The 16708-nt window shown below is 44.0% G+C and carries 14 protein-coding genes; 3 read left to right on the top strand and 11 right to left on the bottom strand.

What is annotated here, in order from left to right; genetic code table 11:
• Nucleotides 1–14: 14 nt before the first annotated feature.
• From fabD to yceD, 5 genes are all read right to left on the bottom strand, one after another.
• Complete coding sequence (fabD, locus tag SNR28_RS14570) at nt 15–938, bottom strand: ACP S-malonyltransferase (protein ID WP_375753368.1); 924 nt, start codon at nt 936–938, stop codon at nt 15–17.
• An 84-nt stretch (nt 939–1022) separates the two neighbouring features.
• The gene (locus tag SNR28_RS14565; RefSeq protein WP_375753366.1) at nt 1023–2003 is read right to left on the bottom strand and encodes a beta-ketoacyl-ACP synthase III; all 981 of its coding nucleotides are present in this window, start codon (nt 2001–2003) and stop codon (nt 1023–1025) included.
• Between the two features lie 5 nt (nt 2004–2008).
• On the bottom strand, nt 2009–3034 hold the full coding sequence (gene plsX, locus SNR28_RS14560; protein WP_375753364.1) for a phosphate acyltransferase PlsX: 1026 nt from the start codon (nt 3032–3034) through the stop codon (nt 2009–2011).
• Between the two features lie 9 nt (nt 3035–3043).
• Nucleotides 3044–3214 (bottom strand): 50S ribosomal protein L32, encoded by a 171-nt coding sequence (rpmF, locus tag SNR28_RS14555; RefSeq protein ID WP_375753362.1) that lies wholly within the window; start codon nt 3212–3214, stop codon nt 3044–3046.
• A 30-nt stretch (nt 3215–3244) separates the two neighbouring features.
• Nucleotides 3245–3769 carry a 23S rRNA accumulation protein YceD gene (gene yceD / locus SNR28_RS14550; RefSeq protein ID WP_375753360.1) on the bottom strand — a complete coding sequence of 175 codons (525 nt, stop codon included), beginning with the start codon at nt 3767–3769 and terminating at the stop codon, nt 3245–3247.
• A gap of 116 nt (nt 3770–3885) precedes the next feature.
• Here yceD and SNR28_RS14545 point away from each other — a divergent pair, with 116 nt between their 5' ends.
• Nucleotides 3886–4467 (top strand): Maf family protein, encoded by a 582-nt coding sequence (locus SNR28_RS14545; protein WP_375753358.1) that lies wholly within the window; start codon nt 3886–3888, stop codon nt 4465–4467.
• A gap of 13 nt (nt 4468–4480) precedes the next feature.
• On the opposite strand, the gene rluC is transcribed toward SNR28_RS14545, so the two are convergent.
• The gene (gene rluC / locus SNR28_RS14540; RefSeq protein WP_375754089.1) at nt 4481–5428 is read right to left on the bottom strand and encodes a 23S rRNA pseudouridine(955/2504/2580) synthase RluC; all 948 of its coding nucleotides are present in this window, start codon (nt 5426–5428) and stop codon (nt 4481–4483) included.
• 639 nt (nt 5429–6067) lie between these two features.
• Here rluC and rne point away from each other — a divergent pair.
• Nucleotides 6068–9013, top strand: coding sequence for a ribonuclease E (gene rne / locus SNR28_RS14535; protein WP_375753356.1), 2946 nt, complete (start codon nt 6068–6070; stop codon nt 9011–9013).
• A gap of 198 nt (nt 9014–9211) precedes the next feature.
• Here the strand turns inward: rne and SNR28_RS14530 are convergent, their stop codons facing one another.
• From SNR28_RS14530 to hutW, 5 genes are all read right to left on the bottom strand, one after another.
• A complete protein-coding gene (locus SNR28_RS14530) occupies nt 9212–11005 on the bottom strand; it encodes an ABC transporter ATP-binding protein (protein WP_375753355.1) in 1794 nt (597 codons plus the stop codon).
• Nucleotides 11006–11080: 75 nt separating this feature from the next.
• The gene (locus SNR28_RS14525; RefSeq protein ID WP_375754088.1) at nt 11081–13213 is read right to left on the bottom strand and encodes a TonB-dependent hemoglobin/transferrin/lactoferrin family receptor; all 2133 of its coding nucleotides are present in this window, start codon (nt 13211–13213) and stop codon (nt 11081–11083) included.
• An 83-nt stretch (nt 13214–13296) separates the two neighbouring features.
• Complete coding sequence (gene hutZ / locus SNR28_RS14520; protein WP_375753354.1) at nt 13297–13827, bottom strand: heme utilization protein HutZ; 531 nt, start codon at nt 13825–13827, stop codon at nt 13297–13299.
• Nucleotides 13827–14348 (bottom strand): heme utilization cystosolic carrier protein HutX, encoded by a 522-nt coding sequence (gene hutX, locus SNR28_RS14515; RefSeq protein ID WP_375753352.1) that lies wholly within the window; start codon nt 14346–14348, stop codon nt 13827–13829. The genes hutZ and hutX overlap by 1 nt, the downstream gene beginning before the upstream one ends.
• Nucleotides 14349–14362: 14 nt before the next feature.
• Nucleotides 14363–15727 (bottom strand): heme anaerobic degradation radical SAM methyltransferase ChuW/HutW, encoded by a 1365-nt coding sequence (hutW, locus tag SNR28_RS14510; RefSeq protein WP_375753351.1) that lies wholly within the window; start codon nt 15725–15727, stop codon nt 14363–14365.
• A 305-nt stretch (nt 15728–16032) separates the two neighbouring features.
• Here hutW and SNR28_RS14505 point away from each other — a divergent pair, with 305 nt between their 5' ends.
• Complete coding sequence (locus SNR28_RS14505; protein WP_375753349.1) at nt 16033–16707, top strand: TonB family protein; 675 nt, start codon at nt 16033–16035, stop codon at nt 16705–16707.
• Nucleotide 16708 lies beyond the last annotated feature (1 nt).

The raw sequence follows: 16708 nt of genomic DNA, 5'->3' as shown, positions 1-16708 counted from the left end.
GTTTTTACCTCAGCTTACTTAGCAGCATCAAGGGAAGCAACGTCGTTAACCGCTGCTGCGCTAAGTGTTTTTACAATACGTTTTGTCAGACCAGTCAGGACCTTACCAGGACCAAACTCAAGAAGTTTCTCAACTCCGTCTTCATTCATTTTCTGAACGCCCTCAGTCCAGCGAACAGGGCTGTATAGTTGACGAACTAGAGCATCTTTAATTTTCGCAGGATCAGTCTCAGCAACAACATCAACATTGTTGATTACTGGTAGTACTGGTGCTTTGAACTCAATATCGTTCAATGCGGCTTCAAGTTTCTCAGCAGCAGGCTTCATCAGTGCACAGTGAGAAGGAACAGATACTGGCAGTGGTAGTGCACGCTTTGCGCCTGCTTCTTTACATAGCGCACCTGCGCGCTCAACCGCCGCTTTGTTACCTGCGATAACAACCTGACCGGGAGAGTTAAAGTTTACTGGAGATACAACTTCGCCTTGAGCTGCTTCTTCACATGCTTGTTTGATAGCATCATCAGCAAGGCCAATAATCGCGTACATAGCACCAACACCCGCTGGTACTGCTTCTTGCATCGCCTTGCCACGAAGCTCTACAAGCTTGATAGCGTCTTTAAAATCGATAACACCTGCACAAACCAGCGCAGAATACTCACCAAGGCTGTGACCAGCTAAGCACTCTGGCTGTTCTAGGCCAAGCTCCTGCCATACACGCCAGATAGCAACTGAAGATGCAAGCAGTGCAGGCTGAGTACGAAATGTCTGGTTAAGATCTTCAGCAGGACCATCTTGGACTAGAGACCATAGATCGTAGCCTAATGCGTCTGACGCTTCAGAAAATGTGTTCTTTACAACTTCATTTTGTTCGCCAAGCTCAGCCAGCATCCCAACTGCCTGAGAGCCTTGACCCGGAAATACGATAGCAAACTTGCTCATAGTTATTTTTCCTTTAAGCAACTCAACATAAATTTATGTGAAATGAAAACGGATGGCTATCGCCACCCATTTATTTGATTTTAATTAGAATTTAACCAGCGCTGAGCCCCAGGTGAACCCTCCACCAAAGGCCTCAAGAAGTAACGTCTGACCGCGCTTGATTCGGCCATCACGGACTGCTTCATCCAGTGCAGTAGGCACTGTCGCTGCTGAAGTATTGCCATGACGGTCAAGAGTGACAACGACCTGATCCATCGACATAGAGAGCTTCTTAGCTGTAGCAGAAATGATTCTCAGGTTCGCCTGATGTGGAACAAGCCAGTCTAGCTCTGATTTATCCATACCATTTTCTTTAAGCGTCTCTTTAACAAGACGTGATAACTGAGTTACAGCAACTTTGAATACTTCATTACCAGCCATATGTAACCAGTTATTGATGTCATCTTTGTGTTCCCAGTCGCCCGTGATCTCTTCACGGCGATTAGGGTATTTCAGGCTCAGAAGATCACCAAAGCGGCCATCGGCATTGATGGTCGTTGATAGAATACCTGGCTCTTCACTTGCTCCAACTACTACTGCACCCGCAGCATCACCGAACAAAATGATGGTTGAACGGTCATTCGGATCACAAGTTTTAGACAGAGCATCAGAACCGATTACTAAGATATTTTTGCAGTGTCCGGTTTTGATATATTGATCCGCGACTGAAAGTGCATACACAAAACCAGAACACGCTGCAGCCATATCAAAAGCTGGACAATGTTTTATACCAAGGTTTGCCTGGACCTGACATGCTGCCGATGGGAATGCATGAGAACCACTGGTGGTTGCAACGATAATCATATCGATATCGTTTTTATCTACTCCCGCCATATCGATAGCGTTTTTAGCCGCCTCTGTCGCCATATCTGCAACAGTTTCATTTTCTGCAGTGATACGGCGCTCTTTTATACCTGTTCTGGTAACGATCCACTCATCACTTGTATCTACCATTTTCTCTAGTTCTGCGTTTGAACGCACATGAGATGGCAGGTAGCTGCCTGTACCTAGAATTTTGCTAAACATGAAGACTAATAATGCCTCTCGAGTAAGACCGCTTCTAAACGATCGCTTATTTGGCTGGGTACCTGTCTTTTGACCTCGTGTACCGCCTCACCTATTGCATTGATAATAGCAGGTATATCAGCGCTTCCATGACTTTTTATCACGATGCCGCGCAATCCTAACAAACTTGCGCCGTTATACTGGTCGGGGTTCAGTGTTTTTAACTCATTAAACAGTTCTGAAAACAATTTTCTTGCGATCCAACCTTTTAAGCTCGATGCCATCATGTGTTCTTTTAACTTTGCGATAAATAGATGCGCAACACCTTCACAGGTTTTCAGACAAACGTTGCCTACAAAGCCGTCACACACAACCACATCTGCTGCGTCATGAAGTAACTGATCACCTTCAATATAACCGATGAAATTGACAGATTTAGTCTTACTCAGCATTTCTGCGCAGCGCTTAACTAAATCATTGCCTTTAATATCTTCTTCACCAACATTCAAGATGGCGACCCTGGGAGCTCTATTCAAGTGCTCTTGTGCTAAAGCGCACCCCATCACTGCAAATTGGAACAAAGTGTCCGCATCTACCGACACATTCGCACCAAGATCCAGCATCCAGGTTTTATTCTTTTGTGCTGTTGGAAGAGCAGAAACAAGCGCTGGTCTTTCAATACCCGGCAGTAGCTTCAGCCTAAAGCGAGACAAAGCCATCAAAGCACCGGTATTACCACCACTCAGGCAAGCATCTGCTTCACCACAAGCAACGGAATCGATCGCCTGACGCATGGAACTGCCCGCACTGTTTCTTAAAGCAAGAGAAGGTTTTTCGGAATTAGAGATAACACGATCGCTATGTTGAATAGATAAGCGCTCGTTAGGTAAAACTTTTAGATGTGCTAATTGGACGGTGATCTCACTTTGATCACCAACAAGAATCACTTTTAGCTCTGGGAAATGCGACAATGCCTGCACGGCGGCAGGCACTGTGACGCGAGGACCGAAATCCCCGCCCATTGCATCAAGTGCAACGGTAATATTTTGCAAAAGGCAACCTTACTTGTTGATTACCTTTTTGCCACGGTAGTAACCGTCAGCAGTCATGTTGTGACGCAGGTGAGTTTCACCTGAAGTTGCGTCTACAGAAAGTGCAGCTGAAGTTAGTGCATCGTGTGAACGACGCATACCACGCATTGAGCGTGACTTTTTACTCTTTTGTACGGCCATGGACCCTACTCCTATGTTGTTCTTAAAGGCTTATCGCTTTAAGTTTTTTAAAACTTCAAACGGATTCGGTTTCTCTTCCACAACTTCTTCTGGAAGGTCACCAAACACCAAGTTACTCGAATCAACGCTACAATCCGCTTCATCATGCATTGCTACTTGAGGTAATCCAAGAATGAACTCGTCTTCAACTAGTTGTATGAGATCGACTTCACCGTACTCGTTCAGATCTACCAAATCGTACTCTTCCGGTGCGTCCTCTTCACTCTTCTCACTATAATAAGGAGTATATGTGAATTGAACTTCGCACTCATGTGCGAAAATCTCGTTACAACGCTGACACTCTAAATCGACTTCGACGTTAGCTTTACCAGAGATAACGACCAATCGTTGTTCATCAAGCTCAAATGACAATGAGACTTCTGCGTCGCGTTTTACGCCTTCGACCGATGCAGCTACACGCTTCAACAGACTAACTTGAATAATACCATTATAATCAAGTCGCTTCTGAGCTGCCTTTGCTGGATCAACCGTTCGCGGTATTTTTACCTTTTGCATAGGGCGCGAATATTAGCCTTCTATTCACTTCGAGTCAAAGGAAAAGGCAAAAAACTTACGCTTTTTTTCTACTCGCAGTAATATGGGGACTAAGTTTCCTAAAGCAGTACTTTTCTATGTCAAATCCAAACCTTATTCTCGCGTCAACGTCTCCTTTCAGAAAGTCTATTCTGGACAAGTTAGGTGTTAATTTTACCACTACAGCCCCGAACTTTGATGAAACGCCAATAAAAGGAGAATCACCAGAATTGTTGGTCAAGCGGCTGGCTATAGGCAAAGCAAAAAGCTGCTCAACTCGTGAAGACGCGTTAATAATCGGTTCCGATCAAGTGTGTGTTATTGATGGAGAAATAGTAGGCAAACCCAAAACCCGAGAGAAAGCGATTAAACAACTCGTTAGTGCCAGCGGGAAGAAAATTGTTTTCTATACGGGGATCGCGCTATACAACACTCAAACAGGTAAAGAACTGGTGGAACTGGATACCTTTACTGTGCATTTCCGCGAGCTCTCCCGAGCACAAATTGAAAACTATATAGATCGTGAGCAACCTTTAAACTGTGCAGGCAGTTTTAAAAGTGAAGGACTTGGTATTGCACTATTTAAGAAACTTGAAGGGAAAGACCCAAATACGCTTATTGGTCTTCCCCTGATATGTTTAATTGACATGTTGGCGAAGGAAGGCTTGGATGTTATTTAACAGGTCTCATCTCTTATCCTTGCTTTCTTAATCCTTCTAACACCTTCTCTAACTGTTTACCCATAGGTGCAGAGACCTCCATCAACTTCTCTGTCGCCGGGTGGGTAAACTTAATGTTCGCTGCATGCAGGAATAGTCGGTTTAAACCAAACTTCCCCGTATACGCGTCAAAGCGTCTGTCACCATATCGGTCATCCCAAGCAATCGGATGGCCGGTATACTGGGTATGAACACGAATCTGGTGTGTTCTTCCTGTAATCGGGCTGGCTTGAACAAGAGTTGCATCCCGGAATTTTTCTAGAATCTTGAATCGGGTTTCCGATGCTTTACCATTTGGATTAACTCGAACAATGCTATTCACTTCATTTTTTAATAGCGGTGCATTCACCACCTGACAGCTATTCTTCCACTCCCCCATTACCAGAGCAAAGTAGTATTTCTGAACTGTCTTTTCTCTGAACTGAGCCTGCAGGTGTCTAAGCGCTGATCGCTTTTTTGCTACCAACAAAATTCCGGATGTATCTCTGTCTATACGATGAACCAGCTCTAAAAACCTCGCTTGTGGTCTTAGTGCCCGAAGCGCCTCTATAGCACCAAAAGACAACCCGCTACCACCATGAACCGCAGTACCCGAAGGTTTATTCAGAATTAGCATGTGTTCATCTTCATAGATGATGCAATGCTCTAGTTCTGCGACTTTGTTTAGCTTAGTATTAGGTACATCAGTATTTGCTGTTTCTTCGAGTTTCACTGGTGGTACTCGTACAAGATCACCTGCCCGAAGCTTATATTCCGCCTTGATGCGCTTTTTGTTTACCCGAACCTCACCTTTACGAATAATTCTGTAAATCAGGCTTTTGGGGACATTTTTAAGCTGATTACGTAAAAAATTATCAATACGTTGACCAGCCATATCTTCGTCAATATCTACAAACTGGACTTTAGTTTTTATCTCGTTCATTCGCTCTGGCTCAGAAACTCTGTGTGATCCGGGAAATACCTTGGCATTTTTCGCCAAGCGCGACATTCTAAAAAATATCCGACCGAAAGGGAAACTTAAGTTGTAATTTCCTCAACAGAGGCCACCTGTGTATAAATTACGGAATTCAATTTGGACAAAAATAAACCACTCATCACATTTTTCTTATTTTTCAATAAAATAAAATCTTTCCAAATAGAGCGAGTTCAATTTTTTTCCCTGTTTATAACAAAGCAGATTGCCGTGATTTCTTCACACTGCTATAGTTCACGTTTGTAATGGACGGATAGGTTATATTTTACACTTTTCCACCATTCCAGAGCATAAAAATAATGCTAAATGAGTAGACTACTTCATTTTTGCGGATGCAGCAGCGGCGTAAGACATTCGGGATGAGGTGTACTTGTCGTTCTACTCATCGTTCACTGATGTTGAGTTAACTACCACCCGAGACGTGGATCAGGTATCAAGACTGTAATGTATATCTGATGACTGGAGTGTCCCCGAGCATCCCTTCCAGCCGAGAGGTTGCACTTGTAAACCATGGGATCTGACACCATCAGTATCGAAGCAAAGCGACAAGTCAGCTGAAATAAAGAAAAGACAACGAGAATTTCTACAATGAAAAGAATGTTAATTAACGCAACTCAAAAAGAAGAGTTGCGTGTCGCTTTGGTTGACGGCCAGCGACTTTTCGATCTTGATATCGAAAGTCCGGGTCATGAATCAAAGAAGGCCAATATTTATAAGGGCCGTATCACCCGTATCGAACCAAGTCTTGAGGCAGCATTTGTTGATTATGGCGCAGAAAGACACGGTTTCCTCCCTCTCAAAGAAATTGCCCGCGATTACTTCCCAGAAGGTTATACCTACCAAGGTCGTCCTAGTATCAAAGAAGTTCTGACTGAAGGTCAGGAAGTGATTGTACAGGTAGAGAAAGAAGAACGTGGCAGCAAAGGTGCTGCACTCACCACCTTCATCTCTCTTGCCGGTAGTTATCTTGTTCTAATGCCAAACAACCCTCGAGCTGGCGGTATTTCCCGTCGTATTGAAGGTGATGAGCGTACACAACTTAAAGCAGCACTTAGCACTCTGGAACTACCTCAGGGTATGGGTCTAATTGTTCGTACTGCAGGTGTAGGCAAAAGTGCAGAAGAGCTGGAGTGGGACTTAAACGTACTTCTGAACCACTGGAATGCTATCAAAGAAGCTTCTGAAGCGAACCCGGCACCTTTCCTGATTCATCAGGAAAGTAACGTAATTGTTCGTGCTATTCGCGACTACTTGCGTCGTGATATCGGTGAAATCCTTATCGACAGCAACACCATTTTCGAGCGTGCTCGCCAGCATATTCAGCTTGTTCGACCAGACTTCATTAACCGAGTTAAGAAGTACGATGGTGAGGTGCCATTGTTCAGTCACTACCAGATTGAAAGTCAGATCGAATCCGCCTTCCAACGCGAAGTTCGCCTGCCTTCTGGTGGTTCTATCGTTATCGACCCAACAGAAGCACTGACCTCTATCGATATCAACTCAGCCCGTGCAACTAAGGGTGGCGATATCGAAGAAACCGCTCTGAATACTAACCTTGAAGCAGCAGATGAGATCGCTCGTCAGTTACGTCTTCGTGATTTAGGCGGTCTAGTTGTCATCGACTTCATCGATATGACACCAGTTCGTCACCAGCGTGAAGTTGAAAACCGTCTACGTGAAGCAGTCCGAATGGATCGTGCTCGTGTACAGATTGGTCGTATTTCTCGCTTTGGTCTGCTAGAAATGTCGCGTCAGCGTCTAAGCCCGTCTCTTGCAGAAGCAAGCCACCATATCTGTCCTCGCTGTTCAGGTACTGGTGTTGTACGTGACAACGAATCACTGGCTCTTTCTGTTCTTCGTCTGATTGAAGAAGAAGCGCTAAAAGAAAATAGTGCTCAGATACTGGCCATTGTTCCTGTTGCTATCGCTTCATATCTACTCAACGAGAAACGTCGCTCGATAAACCACATCGAGAAGCATCAAGATGTGAAGATCATTATTGTTCCAAACTCAGACATGGAAACACCGCACTTTGAGGTTATCCGTGTTCGTGAAGGTGAACAGCAGGATCTGCTTTCTTACCTGCTTCCTAAGAAGCTGGAAGCAATGAAAGAAGCGGAAGAAAAAGACCCTTCTGAAGTTGATATTAAGCCTAAGAAGATTGAAGAGCCTGCACTGAAAGGCTTTGCTGCTCCTGCTCAATCTGCTCCTACTCCTGCACCGGCTCCTCAGCCAGCTGCGGCGCCTGAAAAGAAAGCAGAAGAGACAGAGAATAAACCTGGCGTAATTGGTCGACTATTTAAAGCTCTTGGCAGCTTCCTGTTTGGCTCTTCTGATGCAGAAGCTAAGAAGAAAGAAGAGGAAGAAAAGCAGAAGCAAGAACAAGAGAAGAAAGATCGCAATAACAACCGCAATCGTCGCGACAGAAACAACCGTCGCCGCAGTGGAAATCGTGATAACCGCGATCAAAACAAACGCAAGCGTCGCCCGGCTAAGGGTGAAGAAGCTCAGCAGGCGGAAAAAGCGGACAGCCGTAAAGAACAGCAAAACCGTAAGCCTAAGCAAGACAAGAAGACAAAACCTTCTAAAGTTGCTGAGCAAGGCAAAAAACTCGCTGCTGAAGCAAGCACAGATAAAGGTGCTGAAGAAAAAACAGCTCAAGTTAAACAACGTCGCCAGCGTCGCCAGCTGAAAAAGCAAGTGCGTGTGAAAGATCAGGCAGCGACTGAGCAGGCTGTAGCGACTCAAGAAGCTGCTGTAGAAGCTAAAGCTGTTGAAACTAAGGTTGCAAAATCTGAAGCAGACAAGCCTAAGCAAAATGCACCTCAGCAGAATGAAGAGCGCGAAGAAGGCAAGCAACGTCGTAACCGCCGTTCACCTCGTCATTTGAGAGCGAATGGTCAGCGCCGCCGTCGCGGTCGTGACCGCAGACCTAACCCGTTCCGCCTACGTAAAGGTGGTGTTGCCTCTCCTGAGATGGCAATGGGTAAAGTAATGCCACGATACGATCTGAAGCCAAAACGCAAAGAACGTCGCAACAAGAAAGAGGTTGTTGAAACGGTAGCACTAGGTGGGTTCGCTTGTCCTGAAATGGCGATGGGTAAGGTAATCATCAGCCATCCGGTTGTCGAACCAGCGCCAGTTGTAGAACCTGTGATCAGCGAAGCTCCAGTCGTAGCGGATGTTGTAGAAGCACCTGTGGTAGAAACTCCGGCGGTAACTGAGAAACCAACCGTTCAGGAAACAGAACCTGCAGTTACAGAAACAACCGAAGCACTTCTAGCGGAGAAAGTGGCTACTGAAGAAGTTGTTGCTGAATCTGTAGAGCCAGTGAAAGCTGAAATCGTTGAGAAGAAGCTTTACACTGCTCAGGTATCTGCACCAATGTCTAAGGCTCCTGGTCCACAGGAAACTAAAGAGATTGAGATTATTGCTGCTCCGTTCAAAGAAGAGCGTTACCAGCCAAAAGGTGCTGGTAGCCAGGTGGCAACCAATCAGGCATCGTCAGCAATGACTAAACCTGAAGGTTACTAAATCTAGCGTAATAGCTAAAAATGAAGAGGCTGCCATTTGGCAGCCTCTTTTTTATCTTCATATTATTGTTTTTACTGCACCTAAAGGTTAACTGGCTATGGTGGAACAAACATACAAGGGCATGGATGCCCTTGTTTAAGCGAACAGGGATGTGTTCAGCGGTTTGTGGAACCATATCCTGTTAGCCTTTGCGTACAATCACCCTGCCTGTAAAGTCCCATACAATGTCTGATACAAACCTGGAGCATTGACTAACTCATGGTGCTGCCCAGTCTGAATCACCTTGCCATCTTCAAGAACATAAATCAGATCAGCTTGTTTAACTGCGGATAAACGGTGAGCCACAATCAAGGTTGTTCTGTCTTTTAAGAACTCTGTAAGTGCCGAGTGCAATGCCGCTTCTGTTGATGTATCCAAAGCTGAGGTCGCCTCATCCAATATAACCAGCTCAGGGTTTGCCAAAACCATTCTAGCTATTGCCAGTCTTTGTCGCTGACCACCAGACAATCGGATGCCCTGCCTGCCTAGCTCTGTTTCTAAACCTGACGGTTGCTCTTCTACAAAAGTTTTGAGCTGAGCAACTTCAAGAGCATGCCACAATCGAACATCATCAATTTCGTCCCCTAAGGTCAGGTTCTGCCTCAATGTGTCGTTAAAAATCATTGGCTGCTGAAGCACCACTGCCATCCGCTTTCTTAACGCTTCATAACTCACCTGTTCAATTGGGTGGCCGTTAATAAAGATATCGCCACTGTTCTTCTGGTAAATACCTAGCAATATCTGAATTAGTGTGGACTTACCTCCACCGGAGGCGCCTACCAGTGCAACTCTTTTGCCTTTCGGGATTTCCAGGTTCAGGTTTTCCAGTACCTGTTTTTCATCGTCATATGAAAAGGAAACATCCCTAAAGCTGACATCAATCGCAGCGTCCTGATTGAAAGGATTAACCTTAGCTACTGGCCTGTACTCTTCTTCCAGTGCCAAAATATTATTCAGACGGGTCATTGCAGCAGATGCACTAAACCAAGCATATTGAATACTTAACAGCTCCTGAATAGGACCAAGCATAAACCACAGGTAACCGAATACCGCGATTATCTGCCCTACCGTCAGATCGCCCCAAAGAACCATTACCATGGCAACGGCTCGGAAAATTTCGAAGCCAACAAGAAACAGAGAAAAAGAGAGACGATTCGCTGCATCTGACTGCCATGCATAGCTATCAGCATCCTTTCTAATTGCGTCAGCATCATTTTTAAGTCGCTTTAAGTACTCTTGCTCCCGGTTAGAGGCACGTAACTGATACAACCCGTCTAAAGTCTCTACCAATCTTTGCTGAAAACGCTCAAAAGACTGGTTTTCATGCTTTTTAAGTACTTTTACCTTCTGCCCCATTTTTCTGGACAAATAAATAATGACTGGGTTTAAAAGGATAATAAACAAGGCTAAACGCCAATCGAGCCAAAACAGAACCAACGCAACACCAACAGTACTTAACAAGCTGACAACGAACTTGCTCAGTGTTGAGCCAATAAAACTGTCGATGGTTTCAATGTCGGTAACAAGATGAGATGTTAATCCCCCACTCCCGCGCTCTTCATATTGGCGCATACTGATTCTTCCCAGCTTATCCAGTAACTGTTTACGAAGAAAACAAGTGAGTGTTTTAGAAACCAGAGTAAATTGCCGAGTCTGCAATATATTTAATGCCTGACTGGCAAGGCGCATGAAGATGACCAAAAACAGGACCAAACCAATATAGCCATGATTGGTATGTAAACTCTCTGGGAGTAATTGCCCAAGAATATCCAAACCACCAGCAGGTTGTCCTAACAACACCTCATCCACCAGCACTGGCATAAGTAAGGGAATGGGTACGGCTATAACAGCCGCTAAGACCGCGATTGTATTCGCGAAAATCAGTTTGCTTTTATGTTTTTTGGCCTCCCTTAGAAGCCAACTCTTATTTATTTTTATTTGATCGTTGTTCACATATATCTCACATAAATAAACGCCATAACCTAATAGTAGGCTATGGCGCATTTATCAATTAATCAATTGATTTAATTAAAACTCATATTTCGCGGTAATTGCGAAATTTCGTCCTGCCTGAGTATAGAATTTATCTTCTTTTTGCAGGCTTCTTACGTCATTCCAGTTGTAGTACTCTTCATCCGTCAGGTTGAAGACACCTGCACGCAATGTCAGGTCTTCCATCGGAATATAGTAAGCCGTCAAGTCCACAACCGTTGAGCTATCAGGTGCAAACACCGGGTTGTCATTGCCTGAAAAATCCTGGCTCGGTGTAATATCGCTCTCTTTCTTAGCTGCGGTATAAGCCACTTTCAGCGATGTACCCCAGTTCCCAACGGGAGCATCGTAAGAAACACCAAATACAGCATTCCATGGATTCACTGAGTTAAGAGGTTTGTTATCACCATCTTCACCTTCGGTGTAAGCAGCCGCCACTCTGGAACTCAAACCCTCTGCGATATTGTCCCAGTAATAGGTGTTGGCAAGTTCAATACCTTTAATAACAGCCTCATCAACGTTTTGGTACGAGTACTCAAGAAGACCTGTATTAGAGTTTCTCTTACCAACTCGATCAATAAAGTTATCGTAGTCGCTATAGAAAACCGCCAGTTCCGTTGATGAAGTATCGGTGTTGTGGCGCCAGCCAAGTTCATAAGAAATACTTTCTTCAGCTTTCAAATCCGCGTTAGGTACTGAAGTATAACCGTGTCCAGGGTTTGAAAAGGAGTAGAACAGTTCCTGGAAATCAGGTGCTCTGAAGCCCTGACTGATCTGTCCAAATATCTTGTGTTCGTTATTGATTGCATACATTGTACCCAAGCGACCAGTGACCGCAGAGTCTGAGTACTTAGAGTATGAATCCTTATCGAAACCACCTGTATTTCCTGAAGGGATCTGATTTCCAGGATCAGTTTTATATGAGTCAAATCTCAGGCCGGGGGTAACGATCCAGCGACCAAAGCTTATTTCATCCTGAACAAACGCACCGTATCTCTGCTCTGAAGCGTCCGGCATATAGAACACCACAGTGTCGCTACCGACAGAGTTGTACTCTTTGTTGACGTTTTCGATATCCTTTGCAGAGAAAGATGCACCATACACAATAAAGTGATCAGCAGAACCAATAGTCAGATTCTTTTCGAGCTGAATGTCAGCCTGATAGCCCTTATCTTCGTAGATATAATCTTTCTTCTGAACATTTCCGTTAGACATTTTTGTGCGGTTTGTAATGCCGTTTTCTTCCTTAGCAAGATAGTCAAACTGCCAGGTCAAGGTATCGAACGCTGTGGTATCAGCAAACCAGATATGCTTAATCCCCAGGCGAGTTTTATCAGATGTATCATCACCCAGGTAAGGATTATAAGAGTTACTAGAGTTTGACGGGCTGTTTGTCAGATCTGACTCTACGTTTTTTGTAACGTACTCACCCGTAAACTCAATACGGTGATCTTCATTCGCCTGATACTGCAATTTCACAAGTATGTTATCTGCTGAGCTATCCTGATCGTATTGCTCACCAAAATTATCTACTTCCTCTCCATCCTGACGCGTATAGGCTACCAAGGTCTCTAACTTTCCTACACGGTTTGCAATGGCGACGGACTCTTTGAAAGAGTTATCTGCAGACGAGTAACCCAGCTTAACATGACCACCAAAGGTCTTACCGTCTTTGATAAAGTCTGCCGGATCTTTGGTTTGAAACGCGACAATCCCACCGACAGCATCACTACCCTGAAGTGATGAGGCTGCACCTTTCACCACCTCAACTGATTTCAGCATATCAACATCTAGATCCACACGGCCTGAATTAATAAAGGAGTAATTGTTTTCAAATTGATTTGGCTGTGAAACACCGTCTACCAGTATTTTAATTCGGTTCCCTTCCATGCCTCGAATGTTGATTCCCTGAATACCTTGCCTTGAGTCACTTTGAACGGTCACTCCTGGCATGTAATCAAATACATCACTAACATTCTGAGCAAGGTTTTCTTCAAGCTCCTGATCGGTCACTACCTGAACCGAAGCTGCAGTGTCTTCTATGGTTTTTTGAGAGCGTGTGGAAGAGACAACCACTTCATCAAAAGTATAAGATTCTTCCGCCTGAACCACTGCTGGAAGTACCATTGCAGCACCTATTGCTGCTGCGAGTTTTGTTACTTTAAACATCATTTTTCCATTTTTTAGGCGCACAAAGCCCTCAGCAGATAGCTAAGCCACCTGCTGTTGCATGTGCATTACATAGAGTTTATTTAAGAGGCCTGTTTATTAATGCTCTTATGGCCTTCATTCAGGTGTACGAAATCAACCATATCGCTACCTGACACTTCAAACGCTTTACCAAAACCTTTAACAAAGCGTCCTTGTTCAGGGACCAAGCGATATAGATTGAAATCTCCCAGATTACTCAAATTGCTGACAATCTCACCAAAACGTCCTTCAAGGGCTTTAACCGCATTGGTCCAAACCTCTGACTCCCTTTCGATATGATTTGCCTGAGCGTCAAAGCTCAATCTCTTCCGTGCATAGATGCTTTTTGCATCTTGTTCATCTTCAATCATCATAATTGAGATGTTTTTGTTGTTATGTAAATTCTGACCATGCTGAGCAATATCGCTCACCAATATGTAGTAGCCATCCGGTAAGTAAACAAATGGACTATAACTGACATGCGGAACACCAGAAGGTGTAATAGTGGCCAGCTGTAGTGTCTTCTGAGTTTCTCTGAACTCCGCCACTTCTGGACCAATACGGTTTTGTAGTCTTTCTTGTTTAGTATCCATCAAACTAAAGATCCTTTTAATTCGTTAAATCGCGCCACCTGTTCAGGCAAAAGCTGGCGTTTTTTATCTCTTCCCAAGTAAACCTTAAACACACAACCACCACGACTGTCGTAAAAACCTATGTAGTAGCTTTCCATTCCCATAAATGGCTTACTGACAAATGCGATATCTGAAATCAAATCTAATTTTAGGTGGCCATGAAGTTCACCCTCTTTTCCACCCATGAGATTGTAGTAACCTCTTGCGTTCTTACCTTTTGGGAATGGCGCCTTAGCTTCGAAAATCGAACCAAATGAGTTAATAATTGTAGTTACCTTTCCCCAGTCAGGAAGTAGCGTTAATATTGATTCAGTATTTTCACCAGCTACTCTTTTAACCATAGTTTCTGGTAATGCTAACGTCACTTCACCTTCAGTCATTTCCAACGTCTTTGCCATTTCAGAAAGTGCCTGATTCGGGTCACCAGCGACAAAGTTCTCTACTAGTTTTGCTGTTTCTTCAAAAGAACGAGTTGAGTACATTCTTTATTTTCTCCTTATGCTGCTTGCATATTTTCTTTATGTTCTTCAATTAGTCTTATTAAAATCTGGGCAAGATTCACCGCCCAGAACTGACCAGCTAAAGTAAGGCTGGCATAGTCCGGTTCTAGTTCGACAAGCCCATTTTTCTGCCAGGCTTTAAACAAGGGGATAGCGATTGAAAATAGGTCGTAGCCCAGCTTGTGTTGGAAATATCGCTTAGAAATAACACCCTTATCAAAACTCCATTTAATAGCCGCGCTACTCTCTTTAGAAGCCGCACTCTTGAATACCATCCCAACGGGAAACTCTCTCTTTTTGATTGATTCTATATAGGTATCTAGCTTTCTATGGTGCATCATCTGCAAACCACCGACGTTGCCACCCGCTCCAGAGCCTAATGGCAACACCTCCGCTGTGGTTTTAGCTAAAGAGTTATAAATACTTCGTTCTCTATTACCTGAAGCCCAATGGTTCACACTTAACCTTCTCTGAAAGTGTGTATCCATAAACTTAACGCCCATTTCATACATGGCTGCCTTCATCTGCGTGTCCGCTGGCATAGGTAATCTACCCTGCTCGACCATGGTTTCCATCGGAAGACCTTTCATCTCGATAAGCTGATACAAGTCCACACCGTCAGCACCTGACTCCAGATAACATTGCAAATCGTCCTCCCATACCTCAAGCGTCTGGTACGGAAGTCCAAACAACAGATCGAGAACAATAGGAGCAGCGTTATAGCTGACAAGGCGCGAAAGTCTTTCCTGTACATATTCTCTGTCATCAAGACGTTTAGCTGCACGGCGAACTTTCGTATCAAAACTTTGAACACCAAATGAAAAGCGATTGAACCCTCCTTCAAGAGCACCTTCAAATTTCTCATCATCAAAACGATTTAATCGACCTTCCAGAGTAATCTCACAATCTGGCGTTAGCGGGAAAGCCTCTCTTAATTTTTGTCCCAATATTCTCAACTGAGTGGCAGAGAGATCGGTCGGGGTACCTCCGCCAATATAAACCGCCTGAAATGGTGCTGCTTGTGACCATTTAAATTTGGACTTCCACTCAATTTCATCCATCAAAGCAGAAAAGTAATCATCAATAAGTGAGCTGCTTGAAGCATTCTGAAAAAAGTTACAATAAGTACATCTGACACGGCAAAAAGGTATGTGTACATAGAGACATCTCGGCCCCCTATTGATATTACTATCACCTAAAACGGCATACAGAGCATCTTGCGTGTTTTCTGCTGCTAACGGCCTACTCATACCCCCAGCATGTGCCGAACCTTTCCTGTCAAAAGCGTACCGAAGTGGATCCGGTGTAGAGACACCAACCACAGACGTATCACTCCAATCTATATTTAGCTTATTTTTCATTAATGTTAACAATAGCTCTGCAGGCCCCATGATTTAAGGTTTTGAGAGTTTACTCATTTATTACATTTAATGTCAAATGATATGCATTATCATTTGTATTCGCATTATCTTTCATGCTAAATTCCGCAAAAAGTAAAAACAGAAACACGAATTAACTGTCTCTTATCAAAGTTTGAGGTACGGCATTGAACGCGACGCGATACACCATATTTGCAGCCATTTCCATCGCACTACATGGCTTTGTAGTGTCGGCTATGCCTGCGCAAAAACCACTTAGTATCAGTACGGAACGATCGGGGTCATCCGTGAATATTCAATTTGTTTCGGCCTCTAAACCTGAGCCTGTTAAGAAAGAAAAAACATCTAAAAAACCCGAACAGGTAAAAACGGCCAAACCACAACCTGAAGTTCAACCAGAACCGCAAGCAACACCAAAACCAGTTAAGAAAACAATCAAAAAGCCAGCACCTAAAAAGTTGGTCAAAAAAGAAAAAGCCACAAATACTCTAGCTAAAAAACCCGTTGAACAAGGCGCACCGAAGCAGCCGGAACAGGTAAAAATGAAACAGCCACCAAAGGTAAAGCCTAAGACAACCACCGAAAAAAAAACCGAAGAAAAAGTCGTTCAGGCAACTTCCCAACAAACAACACAAAAAAAGGCAACACAACCTGAAGTAGCGCAAGCAAAATCAAGTCAGCCAAAGCTGCTCAAAAAGCCGAGCTTTACAGCAAAACCTACTCCTATTCGCTACCCAAGAATGGCAAAAAAACGCGGATATGAAGGCAAGGTAATTATAGAGGTCTGGATAGATGAGTCAGGACTTCAGACACGACAGATTATCCACACTTCATCAGGGCATGAAATGTTGGACAAAACCGCTTTGGCCTCTGTAGCCAAATGGAAATTCAATTCCTATACAGAAGGTGGCCACACTGTGAGTCACCGAGTACGAATACCTGTAAATTTCAAACTGGATTAAA

The sequence above is a fragment of the Vibrio iocasae genome, assembly GCF_042245395.1.
Taxonomy (GTDB): Bacteria; Pseudomonadota; Gammaproteobacteria; order Enterobacterales; family Vibrionaceae; genus Vibrio; species Vibrio iocasae.
Note: the sequence above shows the minus strand (reverse complement) of the source record. Positions and strands in the feature narration are given on the sequence as shown.

Excerpts from the sequence above, each read along its gene's own strand:
- rpmF (WP_375753362.1), bottom strand. The coding sequence starts at position 3,214 with ATGGCCGTACAAAAGAGTAAAAAGTCACGCTCAATGCGTGGTATGCGT.
- rluC (WP_375754089.1), bottom strand. The coding sequence starts at position 5,428 with ATGAACGAGATAAAAACTAAAGTCCAGTTTGTAGATATTGACGAAGAT.
- fabD (WP_375753368.1), bottom strand. The coding sequence starts at position 938 with ATGAGCAAGTTTGCTATCGTATTTCCGGGTCAAGGCTCTCAGGCAGTT.
- yceD (WP_375753360.1), bottom strand. The coding sequence starts at position 3,769 with ATGCAAAAGGTAAAAATACCGCGAACGGTTGATCCAGCAAAGGCAGCT.
- hutW (WP_375753351.1), bottom strand. The coding sequence starts at position 15,727 with ATGAAAAATAAGCTAAATATAGATTGGAGTGATACGTCTGTGGTTGGT.
- SNR28_RS14545 (WP_375753358.1), top strand. The coding sequence starts at position 3,886 with ATGTCAAATCCAAACCTTATTCTCGCGTCAACGTCTCCTTTCAGAAAG.
- SNR28_RS14565 (WP_375753366.1), bottom strand. The coding sequence starts at position 2,003 with ATGTTTAGCAAAATTCTAGGTACAGGCAGCTACCTGCCATCTCATGTG.
- rne (WP_375753356.1), top strand. The coding sequence starts at position 6,068 with ATGAAAAGAATGTTAATTAACGCAACTCAAAAAGAAGAGTTGCGTGTC.
- hutX (WP_375753352.1), bottom strand. The coding sequence starts at position 14,348 with ATGTACTCAACTCGTTCTTTTGAAGAAACAGCAAAACTAGTAGAGAAC.
- hutZ (WP_375753354.1), bottom strand. The coding sequence starts at position 13,827 with ATGGATACTAAACAAGAAAGACTACAAAACCGTATTGGTCCAGAAGTG.
- SNR28_RS14525 (WP_375754088.1), bottom strand. The coding sequence starts at position 13,213 with ATGTTTAAAGTAACAAAACTCGCAGCAGCAATAGGTGCTGCAATGGTA.